Raw genomic sequence first — 16,221 nt, forward strand, 5'->3', positions numbered from 1 at the left:
GCTCTTATTGAAGGAAGCCGAATTCTTCTCGACCTCGATCGGCGTGGAGTTCTTGACGATGACGGTCAAGTAGATCGAACCTCTGTTCGTGCTGTACACGTAGACGTGATCGCCCATCGGGAGGGACGCGAGATACGCCGCAGAGATCGTGATCGCGCCGGTGTCGCTGACCGTGTAGTTCGCCGCGGAGATATTTTCACCCGTAAGAGCGATGAAGTCGGATTGATTGCGCTTGACTTCGAAGGTCAGATCGCCGCCGTCCGCCACGTCGTACATCTTCTCGGGCTCTTTGCAGGTCGGCATGACCGCATCCTTGTGGAAGGTCAAAAGGCAAGTCGCTTCTTTATTCGATTTCGCGCGCAAACGAACTTGCTTCGTGAATTCGTCGCCCACGGAAGACTGAACGAGGACCAAACCGTCTTCCGGTTTATAGATAATGTAATCCGCCGCGTCGTCGACGTACTCGAAATTGAATTCCTTTACGCTGATCGGATGATTCAAGCAATCCTTCAACGAACGGATGTCGTACGCCGTGCAGTTGATATCTTCCAGCTTCGCGTTCGGGCCGCGGATCTCGATCTTTTGATCGTCCGCCGAACGAACGAGATACGGAGTACCGATCTCGAAAAGCGGGAATTCCCAACGCTTGATCTCGAAATCTTTCTTAAATCCGATGAAGCCGACGATCGGCAAGGTAAAGCCCGCTTTCAGGTGGAATTTCAAGCTGACGTAGGCGCCGACGGTAAGATAATAGCCGAAGATCAGATTCCCGTCGTGATCGGTGGTCATCCATTCCATACGAAGCTGTCCGCACAGTTCGCCGTACACGCCCGCGCTGACTTTCAGTCCGACGCCGACGATCTTTAAGCAGGAAACGTTAAAGCGGAAATACAAACCGACGTCCGCCTTGACCTTTCCGAGCATCACGAGATCGGATGCGGTGCTGTCGGAATCGAACGACTTATAGAAATCAAAGTCGCCGTTAACGAAGGTAACGCCAAAGCTGGTCTCGGTAACGTATCTGTACTCGAAACCGATCTCCGCATGGATATCGAAGTTGATCTCCATACCGATTTCGAATTCGAGGACGAAGATCCAAACAGGAACGTTCCATTGAACGAACGGCACGTCGCCTCCGATCGGATCGCCCGCGAAATCTTTTTCTCTCTTAACGAGGTTATCTCTGAACGTGTTGAAGCTCTTCGGAACTTCGTTTACCGCCGAAAGATCCATTTTGACGGAGAAGACGGTTTCCGTTCTGACTTTCAACCCCGCGTTGAGTTCGAGATCGACGCCGGACGTACTGAACGAGCAGGACGCGCTGAAAATCGGGTCGATATAGATCGCGTTGTCAAACATCAAGACGAGCGCGAGACCCGGCGCGAAGGTGATCGTAAAGGTGCACTTCAAATCGATAAAGCTCGTTCCGATCTCCCAAGAGACGCCGCAGGTGACCTTCGGCTTATCCTTAACGGTAACGGAAGGCAAGCTTCCCTTGAAGCTTTTCAGATCCGCCATCACTTCGTCATAGGTTTCGTCCGCCGCTTCCACGACCGCTTGATAGAACGCGCATTGTTCGAGCGCGTCGCGGATCGCTTCTTCGTTTATTTTCGTGTTCGTTTCATCCAAAGCTACGTGCTTATAAATATCGAGCTCGTCGACGACTTCGTCCAAATTCGCGAGGCGGCAATAGACTTCTTCCCTTCCGTCGACCACTTCGGAATCGCGAACGACGGTATACGCCGCGTAGCCGTTGTATTCATAGCCCTCGATATCGCCTTCATACATACGAGCGAGCTGAGGATCGGTGTCTTCCTCGGCGGGCTTTTGCGCGAGAATAACGTCACCCGCTTTGAAGCGCTCGTCAGCAGCGGCGGGAAGAATCACGTTATAGAAATAATCCTCTCCGACTTTGACGAGCTCGACGGTCGTCCCCGCGACTTTGACGTCCTCAACGTCGTCCTTAACGTGGACGTTCTCGACTTCTTCGCCGTCGATCGTAAAGACGAAGGAAGTCAGACCCGCGTACTTCTCGTCCGCGAATTCCGCGGCGAGCAGGAAAATCTTATACGTGCATCTCTTCTTGAATCCTTCCCTCGCGGTGATCCGATAGTTTCCGTTATCGAGCCTCGTGCTCTTCAACGCGACCTTTTCGCCCTTGTTGTTACGAATGACGACGAAATTGTCCATCGCAGTGGAAGGATCGCGCTCCGTAACGATATCGAAATAGGTCGTTTCCGGAAGCTCTCCGAAATATCCGGTATCGGCGACTTCCGCGGAAGCGGCTTGCGCAACGGGCTCTCCGCCTTTATTCCCGATGATCCCCGCGGCGAAAAGCCCGAGGACGGTTGCGGCGGCGACCACGATCACGATAGGAATGATAATCCATGCTTTTTTCATATCGATCTCCTGATAAAACGAACTTTGGGGAACACTCCCCCAATTATGCACTTTACATTTTAGCACTTTCCGCGCGCACTTTCAAGTACTTATGCAAATTTTATATAATTCGCGCGTATATGCGAGAAATTCCCCTTTACATTCTATGCGGAAAAGAATTTTTTCGTTTGCCGCGCAAAAAAACCGCGCCTCGCGGCGGCGACCGAAGTCGCTTTCGCAAGACGCGGTTTGGTTTTGAATGATTCTTCCGTCAGAAAATCATTGCGCCGGTTGGCTGACCGTGATACCGACGTTCGTGACGAACTCGCCGGATCCGTCCTCGTCGGCAAAGGTGATCAAGACCTTATAGTAACCCGCGGGGAGGAACTCGCAGTAATTCGGATCGATCGTAAAGGTTCCGGTCGTTCCGTCCACGTCCACGATGTAGCTGTACTTCTCGATATAGATCGCGTTGGTCTCGGAAGTGACGCCCTCGCCTCTGACCTCGATGTTATTGATCTTCGCTTTCGCATTCGTAAAGTTGTAGGAAAGCTGCTTCATGCTTCCCAAAATGTAGGAAAGCGAGGTTTGGCTCGTCGGGGTCGGTTTCGCGGAGTTCGTGACTTTGACCGTAAGGAAGAGAGAATTGACGCCGGTCAAAAGCTCGAATTCGTGCTCGCCGTTCGAGAGAGCGGAAAGCGTTTCCGCCGCGACGGTGAAGGTAAAGGTTCCCTTATCGTTCTTGGTCAACGTGTACTTCAAACCGGAGACGGAGAACGCGTTTCTGTCCGTAAGGAAGAGCTCGAAGGAGAGCGCCTTCGGTTTCGCCTTATCGAAGGAGAGCGTAAGCGTGCCGTCCGCCTGAACGTCTTCGGAGACGATCTCGGGCGCAGCGGTATTGATGACCTTAACGGTCAAGCGCTCCGACTCGCTGCTGCTCGACGCGGAGAATTGATATTCGCCTTCCGCGAGATTTTCGAGGAACGCTCTGCGGATCTTCAACGTGTTGCCTGAGTAAGAATAGTTGCCCGCGGCGATATTGTTGCCGGTGAGGACGATGCTGCCCGCGGCGACGACGGTGAATTCGACGTCGGAAGGCGCGTTCTTATCGAACTCCGCATAAGACGTGTACGCGACGATCTTCGCATTGTCCTTAACGGAAACGGTGAAGGATTTGACGACTTCTTTATCCGCACGGAAACGAATGGAGAAGGCGTGGCTGCCCGCGGAGAGACCCGCGAGGAAGTTCGCGCCGATCGAGACGCAGTTATCCGTCACGGTATAATCGCCGGCGGCGATGCCGCTGCCCTCGACGCTCTTGACTTCGTAGCCGTACTTCTCGAACTTGACGGGAACGGGGTTACGGAGCGAAGCGACTTTCGCGAAGGAGAACGCCGTTTCATAGAGGATCGGATCGCGATCGTCCTTGACGGTGACGGTCAAAGCGACGCTCGTGTCGTTCGTCGCGGTGACGACGTACTCGAAGGAGCCCGCGTCTTTCTTCATAAGACCGAGCGCGTAGATGACGAAGGTTCCGCTCTTATCGACGGTGTACTCGCCCTTTTGCAGTCCGCTGACGCTCTTGATCGCGTTGCCGTGGAGATTGAGCTTGAAGGGGACGTTCGCTTTCGCGCTCTTATTGAAGGTCGCGCTCGTCTTTTCCGCGGAGATCGGCGTCGAATCAACGACGTTCACGGTCAAGATGATGTTTCCTCTGCTCGTGACGTAGCTGAACTTATGCGCGCCCATCGGCAAGGTGTTCAGGAAGTTCTTGGAGATCGTAAGTCCGCCGACCGCGTTGACGGTGTAGTACGCCGGGGAGATATTCTCGCCTTGCAAAGCGACGAATTCGGACTTATTGAGGAGGGTGTCGAAGGTGACGTCCGCCGCGGTCTTCTTGTCGAACTTCGCTTCGGTGATCTCGCAGGTCGGCATGACCGCCGCCTTATGGAAATTGACGTAACCGACGACGTAGCTGTCGGATTTGGCGGTCAATTTGACTCTCGCGGTGAATTCCGTTCCGACGGACGGGCTGACGTAGACGCCGCCGTCACGCAAGGTGACGTACTTCTCCGCGCCGCCGATGTAGTCGATATCGAAGCTGTCGATCGGGACGGAGATCTTATTCGCGTCCGCGATCTTATCGAGATCGAACGCGTTCACGAGGACGTTATCGAATTTCGCGCTCGCGCCTTGGATCTCGACGTTATTCTCTTCGTTCACGAAGCTCTTGATCAAGAACTTGGAGCCTTTTTGGAAGATCGGATACCTGATTTCCGCAAGCTCGAAGTTATTCTTATAACCCAAGAACCCGTAGACGGGGATATCCACGCCCGCCTTGACCGAGAAGTCCAAAGCGAAGTACAAGCCCGCCTCTATGTAGTATCCTTTCATAATGTGAAGTTGCTTCTTTTTAAGAGCCGCTTCCATATCGATGCGGAATTGACCGCCGACTTCGCCGTACGCGCCGAGCTTGATCTTGAAGCCGACGCCCGCGACGCTGAGAAGGGTTCCCATAAACTTCAAATACAGACCCGCTTTCAAGGTCGCTTTTCCGAAGAGGACAAAGTCCTTCGCTTCCTGTTGCGAATCGAAGCTCTTGTAGGTCGTAAATTCGCCTTCGACGAAGGAGACGCCCGCGCTCATCTGCGTGTTGTAATGATATTCGAAATTCATCTGCGCTTTGAGTTCGAAATCGAAGTCGAAACCGATTTCAAGCTCCAAGCAGAAGCAGTAGATCCAGTATTGCATATTCCAGATCTTGACCTCGTTCGCGCAGAGCGCTTTTTCGGTCGTTTGATCCTTGACGAGAGCGGTGAATTTCTCTTTGAAATCTTCGACGGAAGTCGCTTCCATCTTGCCCTCTGGGACAGCCATATCGATGGAGCAAACCGTCTGCGTGTTGATATTCGCGCCGAAGTTTAACTCGTAATCGAAGGAGAACGCCGAGAGATCGTAGGAATATTGGAAGTTGAGATACGGATCGATCTTCACGCGGTTGTTGACGGAGAAGACGACGTCCAAGCCCTTCGCGAGAGTGATCGTGAATTTGACGTTCAAAATAAGCTCGGCGTTGTAACCGACGCTTCCGTCGTTCGTTCCGGTCTTGTACTTATCGACCGTGGCGGCGAGATCGGCTTTCAAAGCGTCCGCGTTCGGAAGCTTGGAGATGAAATCTTCGACGCTGAGTTTCGGGAGATTGGAGAAGTATTTCTCGACGCTGACGTCCTTCGGGAGACAGTTGATGAAGTCCTCGACGCTGAGATTCTTCGAGAGGTTGGAGATGAAGTCCTGAACGTTGACGTTCGAAAGCTCGGACAGGAAGTCCTCGACGTTGACATCGGGCAAAAGCGCTTTGAATTGGTCGACGTTCAAGTTCTTCGAAAGATCGGAGATCAAGCCCTCGACGCTGACGTTCGGGAGATAGGAAAGAAGGGTTTCCGCATTGATGCCCGAGGGGAGATTCGCAAGAAGCGATTGCGCGTTGAAGTTCGTCGGGAGATTGGAAAGATAGCTATCGAGGTTGATGCTCTTTTTGAGGTTCTCGACGATGCCCTGCACGTTCGTCTGCGAAAGCGAGGTGAAGTACTCTTTGACGTTCACCTTCGGCAGGCTCGCGACGTAGCTTTGGAGATCCACACCCTTCGGAAGCTCGCCGATCAGGTCTTTCGGATCGAAATCCTTCGGGAGATTCGCGAAGAAGTCTTGGACGTTGATATCGGTCGGAAGCTTGGAAAGAAGCTCTTGCGGATTCAAATTCGAGGTAAGACCGGAGACGAAGTTCTCGACGCTCAGGTTCTTGGTAAGACCGGAGAGCAGGCTCTCGACGTCCGGCTTCGGAAGCCCGGAGAGGTACTCTTGAACGTTCATCGACGGGAGATCCGCAAGGAAGCTGTCGACGCTGACGTTCGGGGAGACCTTCGCGAGATAGCTTTCCAAGCTCGGCGTCGGGATGTTGGACAGGAAGTCTTTGGCGTTGATGCTCGGAAGCGAGGAAAGGAAGCTGTCGACGTTGATATTCTTCGTAAGGCCGGAGAGATAGTTGTCGACGTTGAGGTTATTCGAAAGGTTGGAGACGATCTCGTTCAAGCGGCCGCTCGAAAGGTTCGCGAAGTACTCTTGAACGTTGATCTTCGGAAGGTTCGCGATATAACTTTCGACGCTGACGTTCGAGGGAAGATCGGGGATGAAATCTTTGAGATCGACGTTCGCGGGAAGGTTGGAGAAGAATTCCTGAACGTTGATGCTCGGAAGATTGGAAGTCAGGTTCTCGACGCTGAGGTTCTTCGTAAGATCGGAGATGAAGTTCTCGACGTTCACGCTCTTCATAAGATCCGCGGCGATCTGATCGACGCTCGCCTTCGGAAGATTTTTCAGATATTCGGAAACGTTGATGTTCGGGAGAATGGACTTGAAATCGTCCACGCTGAGGTTCGAAAGCTTGGAGATGAAATCTTTGACGCTTTGGATCGGGAGCTTGGCGAAATACTCGTCGACGTTGATATTCGGGAGATTGGCGAGGAAGCTGTCCACGCTGAGATTCTTCGAAAGATCGGAGATGAACGCATCCACGTTTACGCTGTTCGGGAGATTGGAGAAGAATTCTTCGACGTTGATATCGGGAAGAGCCGCCATAAACTCGTCCACGTTCATATTCTTGGAGATGACGGAGACGAAATCGTTCATGATCGCTTCGACGTCGGGGAGAGCGTTTTCAAGACCCGAAGTGTCGACGCTGTCGGGGAAGATCGCATCCGCAAAGACGGAGACGACGATCTTCGGCTTTTGGGTGCGGATCGGGAACTCTGCGGAATAGAGATCCATCGTGGCTTCTGCGGCTTGGAGAAGGACCTCGGCGAATTGGCTGTTTGCGAATTGCTCGGCGAGCGCTTCCTCGTCGATCTTCAAATTATCTTTCGTAATGGGGACGGATTTGTAAATATCGACCTTGTCGAAGACTTCGTTCATCTTCGCGAGGCGGCAGTAGACCTCTTCGCGCCCGTCCACGACCTCGGATTCGCGGAGGACGTAATACGCGGCGAGACCGCTGTACTGATTGGCGCTCGACTCGTTGTAGATCGCTTGGAACTCTTCGCCGAGGAAGCATTGATCGGGCTTCTTCGCGAGGATGAGCTGCCCTTCTTGGTAGCGCGTTTCCGCCGCTTCCGCAAGGATCAGGTTGTAGTAGTACTCGGTCCCGACCAAGATGGGCTCGACGACCGTTCCTTCGATCGCGACCTTCTCGATGCCGTCCTTTACGTCGACCGTCTCGGTCTCGCCCTTGCCTGCGATCGTAAAGACGAACGTGTCGTAGGGAGCGTACTCGGCTTTTACGAACTCGCCGAAGTACAAGCGAATGCGATAGGTCGCCCTCTCGACGAAGCCGTCACGCGCCGACAAACGGTAAAGCCCGTTTTCGAGCCTCGTGCTCTTCATCGGGACGCGGTTGCCCTTGCTGTCGGTCACGCGAACGTAGTTATCGATCGCGGTGGAAGGATCCCTTTCCTCGCGGACGTCGAAATAGGCGTCCTTGCCGAGGTTTCCGAAAAACCCTCCTTCGGTGATGGATGCGCTTGCCGCTTTCGCGACGGCGTCGTTCTTTCTGCCGATCACGCCCGCGGCAAACAAACCGAGAACGACGGCGGCGGTAACGACGACCACGCAGATGACGATTCCGAGAACTTTTTTCTTCATAGCAAATCTCCCCAAAAATTTCTTTAATTTTTTATATATACTAAACAAAAAAACTTTTGCCTTGATATTCTATCATATGCGCGAGGAATCCCTCAATGCTTTATATGTAAAATAATATAAAATGTAAATGCTATATAACGCGATTTCCTCAACTGTTTTCTACAACTGTTACAAATCGGAAGTCCGACTTCCATTTTGCGTCCTCGCGAAAACCTTTCAGCCGAAGACGAACGAAAAACCGCCGACCAAAGCCCGCCTTCCCCATTCTCGCAAAGCGGGAGCTCCTCTACGAACGCGAGACCCGACGAAAAAAAACCGCACGATCCCTTCATAATGGGGAAACCGTGCGATTTATTTCTATCCTCCTGCTAACGCGAAGAGCGGTGCTTAGGCAAACGCTCCGCGAGAGAGCGGAAAGGAGCATACTCCTTGTATGTGACTGACGCGAGCGATGCGGTAGAGCCGCATAAGCGCCGTTATACGCGTTAGCCTAACAGAGTGAACATGCCATAAGGAACTCTCCCCTGCCAGCTCTTCGCCGCCTTCACCCCCAGCGCATAGCTGACGATCGGCGCAAGGTCGGTATTGACGTACTTCCCGGGCTTGCCCTGCTTTACGGTCTTTCCCGCGATCGCAAAGGTAACGTTGACCTCTTCGGGGCGGTTGCCGCCGTGACCGGTGCCGTCCTTGGCGTAACGGTGACCGTGATCGGTGCAGAGGATAAACAAGGTGTCGTCCAGCCAGCCGCGGGATTTATAGGCTTCGTAAAGCTTTCCGATCAAGACGTCGACGCGGGAAACGGCGCGAATGTAATTCGGCTTGTTGAATCCGTACCCGTGCCCCGCGGAATCGACTTGATTCAAATGCATATAAGCGATCTTGTAATCCGCCGAAGCGGTTTCGTCGATGATCCTTTGGACGGTGACCGCGTCGGTCAAAGCGTAGGTCTCGTCCGCATAGCCGTCCGTTTTCGCGACTTCGCGGATATGCTCCGCGAGTTCCGCGTCCCCGATCGCGAGTTCGCCTTTCGCGACGGCGGCGACGGTCTCGACGTCGTTATTGATTTTCTTTACTTGGGGGAGATCCTCGATCGCGCCGTTATTGATCGCGCTCCAAGTGCAGACGGAAAGCGCTTTTTCGTTCGGATGCGCGTCGAGATAGGTTTTGATGAAGGAAGGATACTTCGGATCGGGCTGCTTACCCTTTTGCAGATCGGCGTTTGACGACGCGCCGTCGATCTTGTGATAAGGCGGGCGCACGCCGTGGAACATCGAGCACCAGTTTTGCGCGCTGATCGTCGGATAGACTGCGACGCCCGTATAGGTCACGGAAGCGTTGACTCTCGTCCCGCCGTCCGTCGTAAAGCCGCCGAACAGGCGTTCGTAATACGGCATCGAGCCTTTGTCCATTCGGTTCGGATAATCGCCCAAGCCGTCCACCCCGATGATCAAGACCCGCGCGTATTGGTTTTCGGGGTTCTCGCCAATCAAAGCGAGATCGGCGTCGGACGGGATATACCCCGTCGCAAAGCGATTGAAGACGAGAGCGCCGAGGCAGCAAAGAGTCACCGTTGCCGCGATCAAGACGAACGCGATCGAAGCGATCAAGATCGTCCTGCCTTTATGCGCCGCCATAATCTTAAAAAGGTTTTTCTTTTCCGACGTGTTCATTTTTCTTCCTCCGAAAACAGTATAGCGCGTTTTTCGAAAAAACGCAAAGGCAATTTTCCCGAGCCGTTATCCCTCGAAAACGACGGATATTTTCGCGCGATCGCCGACCGAAAGGACGGTCAGCGAGAAGCCGGCGGGCGTTCCGTCCGACCACGAGGGCGAAAAGACGTCTCCCGCGAGGAAGAGATCGTCGTCCTCGGCGTAATAGGTCGAATCGACGCTGTCGTCGTCATCCGCTTCGCAGATCCGAATCAAGCGAGGGTCCTTTCCGTTGTTCGCCTTGTAGATCTCGATCAAGCGATCGACTCTGCCTTTCTCTTTCACCGCCGCGTTGACGTGATAGATCAAGACGCCGGGAGAAGAAAAGATCCCCACGTCCTTTTGCGATTTCAGCGCGAACAGCCCCGTCGGCTTGTAGTAACAAACGATGAAATACTCCTGAAAATAGGAATTTTTGCCTTGTTTTGAAAGGATCAAAGCGTCCCCCGTTTCCTCAAACGGGGCAAGCGCCGCCTCGTAGTCCGTCCGATAGACGAAGGTCGGACGGATCCAGCCGAGGATCGCCTTGGAAAAGGGATCGTGATCCCCCTGATTCCCGTCCATCATATTCAGATTCCCGAGCCCGCCGCAGGGAGATTCCTCGTTTTCGTAATCGTAATAATCGTCCAAACCGAGAGCGTGTCCCGTTTCGTGGATCAGGGTTTCCGCGTTGACCGAGACTCCCAAATCGTCCTCTTCTCCGAAACGGGAATAGATGGGATCGGAGAAAAAATCGAAGCTCATCCAAAGATAGCGGAACGGTCGAACGCCGTCGTACGCCCAAAACGGCGAATCGATCTCCCCCTCGTACGCCCACCACAAATCCGAGCCTTCGTCGTAAGGCGCGAGATAGACCATATAGACGCAGTCGATAAATCCGTCGCCGTTCGCGTCGAATTTTTTATAGTCGATCCGATCGTCGAAATGCGCGATCGCTTGGGGCAAGACTTCCCGATCCACCGCCTTGCGTTCCCTCGAAGACCACCGTTTCCCCGTCTGATAAACGGGAAGGATGGTCGCGCGGAGATCGAGTTTCCCGAAGGACGAAGCGGCGTAATAGCTCCGAAGAGAGTGCCACCCCGTCTCCTCTTCCGTCCCGTTAAAAGCGATTTCGAGCGTCTCCCGAACGCCCTCGTAGTTTCTATTGGAAAACCCGATCGGGATGACGAGGAGATTTACGTCGCCTTCGGAAGGAATGCCGACTTTGAGATCCAAGTCGCCCGCAAGCTCGTCCAGCGTCCGAAAGCGCGCATTCTCTTCCACCCCTTCCGCTTCGACGAAGATGCGGAGTTCCGCCCGCTTTTCCCCGCGCGAGATCGTCAAAGCGTACTCGCCGCGAACGAGGGGGTCGTAGTCCCCTTCGATCGAGACGTCCGAAAGCGACAAAACTTCCCCGCCCTCGCGGATTTCGAGATCGGAGAGCGCGTCTTCGAGCGAAGTCTCTTTCGCGACTTCGATATAGTCTCGGCTGAGCCGCAAAGCGTCCGAAAAATGTTCTTTGTTTTTTGTAGATCGGTTAAAAAACGAGCACGCGCAAAAGAGGACCGCCGCCGCCAAGAGAAGCAGCGCGAGAAAGATGCTTTTCGTAACCCGTCCTCTATTTGTACTAACCATAATTATATAAGTACCTTATACCTTATTATATATAAGACTCGACCACGCGCGCAACACTCCGCCGATAATTCTCCTAAAATCGGACTTACGCGTCGTTCGCACCTCGCCGAATCGCCCTCACTTATCCGAAAAAAGCAAATTGTTCGGCGATTCGAATAGATAAATCAAGTTTTTATCATATTTATTTCGGCACAAAAAAACAATGCATGCCTGCATTGTCTTTTTATTATTAAATCATTTATTCTTCAAAATCATATTCAGCAAGAAGATTGTTTGAATATTCAACACTATTTAAATAATCATCTACTTTAAATTTGCCATTGTTTATTTTATTGATAAGTGACTGGTCATTGTCTGCAGTTTGAATTGAGAAATTAATTTGTTTTATTCCGCTATTATTTGAAACTACAATAGTAAAACATTTAACTGTTCCCAAATCAGAATCCAATCCGCTTCCATTATCTTTAAAAATAATCTCTGCATTTTGATAATCAAATCCATCAGTGATTGCCTTGTCAAGAATCGCGTTGACAAGCTCTGTTCTTGTCCCTTGGATTGTGTTGTCATAGCTGAAAGAGTATTTTTGAGAATATGTTGCTGTTGAATTGTTAATCTTGGAAGCGTCTTTCAAATCATTTATGTTGATTGGATTCGCAAAGTCAACATTGAAAACAAATAGTGTTGCCGCACTACCATTTTCAAGTTGGAGGGTTACTTTGGAATGTTGTATTTCGTCGTTATCATTTACGTCCCCGAGATCCCATTGGTAATTTGTAACATAATCTTTAAAAGTTGAATACCTTCTTCCGAAAATATCTTGAAGTGCATTATCATAATGTGTGGCAAGATTTGTATTGACTATGTCACCATAATCTGACAGAAGCTCTTGCATTGTGATTGAAGGGAATGACTCATTTTCATAAGCGACATAAGCAAAGTCATCTTGAGCGTAAAGCGAATCAAGGAAGTCTTGATCATTTTGTTTTTCTTTGGCATCGTAGGTTTGTTGAGATCCCATTGCTACCTTTGTGTGACTGAGAGTGTAAGTCCCGCTTGCGATGTCGTCAAGTTTGACCGGATCAAACACAACTCTGTAATTGGCGAATTTTCTCTCTGTGTCATCAATCTTTGTGGCAACTGAAACAGTCATTCCGGCGACTTCAGCTTTGTCATTTTCATCAAAGAAAGAATAGCCGCAGTAGATTGGATTTTCAATTGAATATTTATTGATTATTGCTTTTGCAATTTTGTCACCAAGCGCTTTGGCTTCCGTCGGATTCGCGGAAAGCAACGCTTTTACGGAAAGGATCGTGGGCTCGACCTCGGTTTCTTCGCCGTCTTGCTGTTCGTTTTCTTCGCTCTGCTTCTTTTCGTCCTCGGAGGATTGTCCCTCGCTTCCGTTCGGCTCTTGCGAATTCGTCTCGCCGCCGTCATTCGGATCCGCGTTTTCGATCGGCGCAGGATCGTTCGTCTGAGAGGATTCCGAGCCTGCTCCATTACACGCGGCAAAGAATACCAGCGACAAGATCAAACATACGGCAATCAAAACGATTTTCTTCTTAGACATCTGCGCTACTCCTTTGCTATATGACATGTATGCGACCGAGAAAACTTGCGTCCGATTCAAAAAATTTTCCTATAAATAATCCGTAATCCTGTCTCATTTTATCACAGTTTTCACAAAGATGCAATCTCCGCTTTACAATTTCCGAATCTCGGCGCAAGCGGTACGCTCATTGGCGAATCTTGTTCAGCCGCGCGGCAAGCAGATAGGCAAGCGTGATCTTTATCACGTCCGGCAAAATAAACGGGACGACGCAGATCAAAAGCGCGTGTTTCAGCGTCCCGCCCATAATGAAGACGAACCATCCGCACCCGCCGAAATAGATCAAAGCGAGGGAAACCGCCGCGGCGATATAATGGACGAAACGCGGCGCTTGGAAAAAGGACAAGACGAAATAAAGAAGCGCGACGACGGCGAACGCCATAATGAATCCGCCCGTCGCGGAGAGAAGGACGGAGAAACCGCCGCGGAAGCCGCTGAAAAACGGAAGCCCGATCGCGCCGAATAAGAGATACAGCCAGACGGCGATCGCGCCGCGCCTGCCGCCCAAGTATTCGAGCGTAAAGAAGATCCCGAAGACCTGCAACGTAAAAGGAACCGTCGCGGGGATCGTTATAAAAGCGCAAACCGCGTTCAACGCGACCGCAAGCGCGATATGCGCCATATCGCGCGTGTTGATTTTCTTCAAAACGTTTTCCTTCATACTTTGATTATACCTCGCCCGAAGCGATCCCCGCAAGGGTTTTACGATCGCCCGCGGATTTTCACTCCGCTTCGCGCGACGGTCGAACGACCCGCGCCGTTTTTTTTCCGACGCCGCCCCGCGCGAACGATCCAAGCCGAAGCGAACGCCTTCCCCGCCGACGGATCGCCCGACTTCGCAGAGCCGCCGATTCTCCGAGCCGCAAAAGCGACCGAACTACGCCCATTTGACGATCTCCGCGCGCTCCGAAATCCCGCCAAAAAACCTCGTTTCAAAAATTTTCTCAAAACCTTGGAATAATGCGAAATAAGTGCTTGCAAATTCTTTTTCCGTGTGCTACAATAACACAGTACCCAGCGGACAGTTAGCTCAGTTGGTAGAGCGTCTTCTTGACGTGGAGAGGGTCAGGGGTTCGAGTCCCTTACTGTCCACCAACAAAAAATGTCGGATTTTCCCGACATTTTTTATTTTCTTAACAAAAAAAAGGGACGAGAACCGAGAGCGTTAAGAAAACAGCAGTTGACTTCTGCTGTTTTTAGCGACTGACCGAAGTATGGCGAAAGCAAATAATAAACGAAAATGCCCTGCTTGAGCCATACGAGAGGAGAGTCCCTTACTGTCCACCACTCGCAATCTAAATCGAACCTTCGTTTGGTTTAGATTGCTTTTTTATTTGCCTAAATACTTATGCACGGCGGGCCAAGCCTTATCTGCGTAAAAGCGGTGTCCTTCTTCGCCGATGACGTGCGTCAAGCGGTCGGCAAAGCCGAGGAATGCGTACGCCCTCTTCCCTTGCTCAAAGCAAGCTTTTGCGCCCGCAAGCGGGAAAATCTTGTCCTCCGCGCCGTTGACCTGCACGTAATACTTGGGGCAAGCCATAGCGACCAAGTCGCCCATATCGAAAAATAAGCCTATCTGCGGCACGTAATTGCAGGAGCAGTGATGCATCGCGCCAATGGAATCCGCAAAACCGCACACGGCGCAGGATGGCATGGCAAGTTTGATGCGGTCCTCCAGCGCAGCGGCATAAGCCGTGGCCGTACCACCGCCGGAATTTCCGGTCAGGCAGATGGCGCTTGCGTCCACTTTGTCGGCAAAATACTTTTCCACTACGTCGATCATTCGGCAGACGTCCCAAACGCGTTCCCCTACGGTGGTGCGCCCCATCAGAAGGGCGGTCATCGCTGGTTCCAGGCAGGCGTCAAGCTCCTTATTCGGATTTTTAAGTTCCCCAAACGAGCGTTGTTCCATACAGATGGCGGCGTAACCTTCCTTGACCGCGCGGATGCAAAAATCGCGGTTCCCGTTTTTGATGGAAAGCGCGTCCTTCTCCTGCTTTACGACGCCGAGGGAGATGTACATACCGGGGGAATGCCCTTGTAAACAGATGATCACGGGCGGATTTTTCACGCCGTCCGGCAGGAGCAAATGCGCGGGAATGCGATAGCCGGGCTCGCTTTGAAAGGTGAAGCGCATTTCGGTATATCCCGCCTGCTGTTTTTCCCATTCAACGGAAAGATCCGGAGCTGCGGGGATCATGCGATCCATCCCAAGGAGTTCCCGCAGTTTTTCGCGCGCCGCGCCCTGCCAGGACTTCAGATCGCCGCCGTCGTAACTCATGGACGGCTTGACTTTGCGGAACAATTCCCGTTCGTAATCATAGGTACATTTCACGCTACGCATCCTCCTCGCCGAAACACGATCGGCGGACTTTATTTTATCACATTATTTATACAGCTTGCAAATCGTTCTGTTCTCTTGTTTTTTGACAAACTCGCCAAGATCGCGTTTTGGGAAGGGTTTGCCGTGTCCAACGTACAAAAACTCGGCGTCTATTGCAAGAAATTGCTTCCGGCTTTCCGTAAGCGCGGCGTTGTCTTCTATCCACAGAGGGGAGTATCCCACCAATCCTATCTCGCTCATACATACGTCACCGACGAAAAGTTTGTCGTCCACTTGAAAACAAAGGTCCGCGTCGGCATGCCCGCGAAGTACGAAGAAGGCGATCCCCTCCACCGCAAGCGGTTGCGCCTCAGCGTCTACCGCATCCGATACATCCACCGGCGCAAAGGGCTGCAATCGAGGAGTATCCGCGGAAATCCGATTCAGCAAAAACGTGCCCCGCAAAAAGGAACCTAAAACGAACCCGTTTAGGTTCTTTTGCTTTATTTTCAAATCTTCTGTATTATGAAAGAACCGGCAAAAGTAGCATGTTTTTTAAATAGAGAATTCAACAATTCGATTTAGTTTGCGTCATCTCCACCAAAGACAAGTTAAAATGAGTCTACTTTTTTTCGAGTAGACTTATTTATTGTATAAAGGGCTTTTTGAGATAATATCCAAGGATGGCTTTTGTGGGTTAAAATATTGTTTTCATGTTTTCTGTATGGACAAAAGCTGTATTGCTCTTGTGAAAAATCTATGGTACAATGGTAGCATCTCCAAAAAAAGAGGTTCATATGGACAGAATAAGTGTATATGCATATTGTGGATTTGATTTAACAGCAGAAGAACGATTCAAAAAAATCAGAGAAGCCGGATTTAAGAAGGTTGCCGTT

At 51.5% G+C, this 16,221-nt stretch carries 8 protein-coding genes and 1 tRNA gene; 1 reads left to right on the forward strand and 8 read right to left on the reverse strand.

Annotated elements, in window-relative coordinates; translation table 11 throughout:
• The 6 genes from K5753_02835 to K5753_02860 form a co-directional block, all read right to left on the reverse strand.
• The coding region (locus K5753_02835; GenBank protein ID MCR4726138.1) for a hypothetical protein at positions 1–2,400 on the reverse strand (2,400 nt) is incomplete at its 3' end.
• A 258-nt stretch (positions 2,401–2,658) separates the two neighbouring features.
• Positions 2,659–8,073 carry a hypothetical protein gene (locus K5753_02840; protein MCR4726139.1) on the reverse strand — a complete coding sequence of 1,805 codons (5,415 nt, stop codon included), beginning with the start codon at positions 8,071–8,073 and terminating at the stop codon, positions 2,659–2,661.
• Positions 8,074–8,558: 485 nt separating this feature from the next.
• Positions 8,559–9,743, reverse strand: a complete 1,185-nt coding sequence (locus K5753_02845; GenBank protein ID MCR4726140.1) for an alkaline phosphatase family protein — start codon at positions 9,741–9,743, stop codon at positions 8,559–8,561.
• Positions 9,744–9,809: 66 nt separating this feature from the next.
• The gene (locus tag K5753_02850; protein ID MCR4726141.1) at positions 9,810–11,396 is read right to left on the reverse strand and encodes a hypothetical protein; all 1,587 of its coding nucleotides are present in this window, start codon (positions 11,394–11,396) and stop codon (positions 9,810–9,812) included.
• A gap of 238 nt (positions 11,397–11,634) precedes the next feature.
• Positions 11,635–12,963, reverse strand: a complete 1,329-nt coding sequence (locus K5753_02855; protein MCR4726142.1) for a hypothetical protein — start codon at positions 12,961–12,963, stop codon at positions 11,635–11,637.
• A 166-nt stretch (positions 12,964–13,129) separates the two neighbouring features.
• Positions 13,130–13,663, reverse strand: coding sequence for a biotin transporter BioY (locus tag K5753_02860; GenBank protein ID MCR4726143.1), 534 nt, complete (start codon positions 13,661–13,663; stop codon positions 13,130–13,132).
• A gap of 358 nt (positions 13,664–14,021) precedes the next feature.
• Here K5753_02860 and K5753_02865 point away from each other — a divergent pair.
• Positions 14,022–14,097 (forward strand) — tRNA-Val (locus tag K5753_02865).
• Between the two features lie 235 nt (positions 14,098–14,332).
• Here K5753_02865 and K5753_02870 read toward each other — a convergent pair.
• Positions 14,333–15,337, reverse strand: coding sequence for an alpha/beta hydrolase family protein (locus tag K5753_02870; GenBank protein ID MCR4726144.1), 1,005 nt, complete (start codon positions 15,335–15,337; stop codon positions 14,333–14,335).
• 51 nt (positions 15,338–15,388) lie between these two features.
• Positions 15,389–15,838: a hypothetical protein gene (locus K5753_02875; GenBank protein MCR4726145.1), complete on the reverse strand. Its 450-nt coding sequence runs from the start codon at positions 15,836–15,838 to the stop codon at positions 15,389–15,391.
• Positions 15,839–16,221: the final 383 nt, after the last annotated feature.

This window comes from Clostridia bacterium (assembly GCA_024685775.1).
In the GTDB taxonomy this organism is placed as follows: domain Bacteria; phylum Bacillota; class Clostridia; order Christensenellales; family CAG-1252; genus CAG-1252.